The organism is Mameliella sp. AT18 (assembly GCF_028807275.1).
Taxonomy (GTDB): Bacteria; Pseudomonadota; Alphaproteobacteria; order Rhodobacterales; family Rhodobacteraceae; genus Antarctobacter; species Antarctobacter albus.
In genome coordinates this window covers 1-2,967 of record NZ_JARAMO010000098.1, presented here as the reverse complement: position 1 = coordinate 2,967, position 2,967 = coordinate 1, and the positions used below count along the sequence as shown (strand labels likewise).

At 59.9% G+C, this 2,967-nt stretch carries 3 protein-coding genes; all 3 read right to left on the bottom strand.

From position 1 onward, the window contains the following. Window positions 1-182: 182 nt before the first annotated feature. Window positions 183-353 (bottom strand): hypothetical protein, encoded by a 171-nt coding sequence (locus PVW46_RS13255; protein WP_222512714.1) that lies wholly within the window; start codon window positions 351-353, stop codon window positions 183-185. A 480-nt stretch (window positions 354-833) separates the two neighbouring features. Next, window positions 834-1,541, bottom strand: coding sequence for a 5-formyltetrahydrofolate cyclo-ligase (locus PVW46_RS13250; RefSeq protein ID WP_274576138.1), 708 nt, complete (start codon window positions 1,539-1,541; stop codon window positions 834-836). Window positions 1,542-1,963: 422 nt separating this feature from the next. Next, on the bottom strand, window positions 1,964-2,755 hold the full coding sequence (locus PVW46_RS13245) for a phytanoyl-CoA dioxygenase family protein (RefSeq protein ID WP_274576136.1): 792 nt from the start codon (window positions 2,753-2,755) through the stop codon (window positions 1,964-1,966). Window positions 2,756-2,967: the final 212 nt, after the last annotated feature.

Below are 2,967 nucleotides of genomic sequence, written 5' to 3'. Positions count from 1 at the left end.
ACTTTGGGCCCGACGGAGATCATCGGGAGAACATGTGCCGGGAGATGGGATCGGCCGTCTAAAATGCCAACTGGGCCTCTGGCATGCAGTGGGACTATAATCCGGGCGCTGATGCGCTCTGAGGGAGACGGACGGATTGAATGCGATCAGCGATCGCGGCGGACTATAACGAAATCGTTGCCTTATTTGGGAAAATCGGAGTTTGGATCGCATGGCGGGCCGACTTCATTCTCGATCAGCTTTTCAGCCTCCTTCAAGGCTTCCACACTGGCGGGATAAGAGTTGTATTCTGCGAAGGCGCGCAGATCACGCAGAACTTCGATCATCCAGGTCGGATCGGGCGTGTCGCTCATCGTCAGGTTTCTCAGATGAATTGCCGTTAAGAAAAGATAGTATCAGACTAATCTTATAGCCAGAAGGTTGACTGATGGTGCCTCGGCATAAAGACGCCGAAATCCGTTTCCTAAACATAACAGTGGCCCAGTTTAGAAGGGGCATTCCAGGCCCGCCAGGTGTGATGTCCGACGCCGCGTTCATTGTGGCAGGCATTGACGAAGGCATTGTGGTTGAGATGGCGCTGCTGAACTCCTGGAATGGTGTTCCGCCAGTTTAGCATGGGTTTTTTAGCCTCCCGAAATTGCACGCGCGAGCGGTCATGACAACGGCCCGCCATATCGCGACTGGCGCAGACGAAAAGCTTCCGCCGATGATGGCCAAGTAGGCATACGAATGCTGTTCAGGTGCTCGAATACGGCAATATCGTCGGTATCGTTGCCGGGACCGCCTGGGAGCGATGCGTGCAGGAAGCGGCTGTCCAGGTTGCCGGTTGCGGCTCAGGCCACCTCCCTGTCGGCTTGGATCCCGTTCTCGGTCACGATGAGATCGAGCGGGATGTCATGAGCCTGCGGATAGATGGTGGTGAGCCATGCCTCTTGCAAACCGATACCGATGACAAAGGGCTTCGGGGTCAACGCCGCTAAGGTGCGGTCGAAGTATCCCCCGCCGTAGCCGAGGCGATACCCTTCCCCAGTCCAGCCCACAAGGGGAGCAAGTGCAATGCCGGGGATGACCTTGGGCGCGCCCGCTGGCGGGACGGGAATGTTCCAGTCGCCGCGCACCATGCGGGTTTCGGGTGTCCAGCGACGGAATGTGAGGGGAGCCGCTTTGGTTTCGACCAGAGGTAGGGCGACGGTCACGCCCGCCTCGTGAAGCTCGACCATCAGCGGGCGCAGGTCTGGCTCGCCCTTGATCGGCCAATAGCCGGAAAAGACTATGTCTCGCGTCCCGCCGAAACGGTCTTCCAACACCTGCCGCAGATGCACGGCAAGCGCTTCGCCGAACTTCTTGCGTTCGGTAACCGACAGCCTCAGACGCGCGGCACGCAGGCGGCTGCGTTGAGCCTTACGCCAGCGGGCTACATCGCGTTCCTGATCGGGGTCGACCGCCAGCGGGTCAAAATAATCCGGTGCAATCTCGGCCGCATAGCAGGGCGGTGAGGAAAACCCGCTTTGACAGCGGAAGCTCTTGAACTCGTCGCTCATGATCGTGCCTTGGCGTCGTTTCGAACAGAACCCTGCAGGGTATATGCCGGGCTTGCGCGATCATAGCTGTAAAATGCACCGCGGCGCACGGGGTATCTTCGAGCGCCCCGCGTCCCGACCGGCATAGAGTGCCATTGCTTCCTGGTTTCCGTTCGCGGGGCGCGTCCTTGCTGAAGAGTCGGCGCGCCCGATCGCCGTCGGGGGCAATACCACCTCCCGCGGAAGATTGAGCGGATCAAGGCCAAGGCAATTCCCTCCGGTCCCTAGTGTTCCCCACCTGACGTATGATTCCCGCAGGACGCGGGGTATGGGACACGGGCGCAGCATTCCAGAGTGAAATGGTCGGGCGTCTCTGAAGAGCCCTTCTACGACATACAAGGCGAGGTTCCGACACCAATCTGCGGTCCCGGAACCCCTTTGCTTTATATGGTCAGACCGCAGGCGTTCCTGATGGCGATCTGGACTGGCGACGGTGCCAGCTGCGGATTGAATTCCATACTGGGCAGCAGCGGCGGCTGAGCCATGAAGCGTGGCGCGGTCCCATGATGCGGTTGCGCCGCATGAACCAAGAAGGGATGGCACAGGTAGACCGTCCCAGGCGCTCCTGTAGCAAGAGCGATCTCGCACTCTTGCGTGGAAGCGTAATCCTCGGCCGAGAGCTGCCTGAGCGTGGCACCAGCCTTGCCGTAGGGCAGAAGTTCGCGGGCGATGGTGGCGTGCGATCCCTTCCGTATCCGCGTGGGAGCATCGTTGGGGCCGACATCCGAGAACAGGAAGAGCATCAGCAATGCCCGTCCGCTGCTCATGACGTTCGCCCGCCATTCCATGAAGTCCGGGTTTTCGGTCCCGAAGCTCACGTCCACATGCCAGCCATCATCCCCGGCGCTTTTGTGCGACGGAAAGCGGATCGGGAAGGTTCCCAGCCCCTGAGGGGCCAGCCAACGGCCTTCACCGACGAGACTGTCATAGGCGGCATGCAGGCGCGGCGTATTGGCGGCAGCCGCAAACGATGGCGATGACTTCCAACCAATGCGAACGACCGGCTCGGTCCAGGCCTTGGGCTGGTCCGAGGAAAGGCCCATATCGGCCCACAACTCGTTCCGACAATCCCGGGCGAGGTCGCCGCCAAAAGCATATTCGACCTTCACGAAGCCGTTGTTGATGAAGTCTTGGACCTGATCCGGGGTCAGGCCTGTTCCTTGGGGAATGGACACTTTACGTCCTCCTTATCGGCTGTCGCGATGCGAAGCCGTTACGATTCGATACGCGCCTGAGCGCGAGCGACGCGGGTCGCTCAGAATCGCGGGAAGAAGGTGGACGTAAACATCATGGACCCTTGCCTAATCCTACTACTCGGTCGTGTCAATGTCGGTTTCCGGCCATCGCTGATCCTCCAATTCGCGGGACAATCTATCCCAGTTGGTGG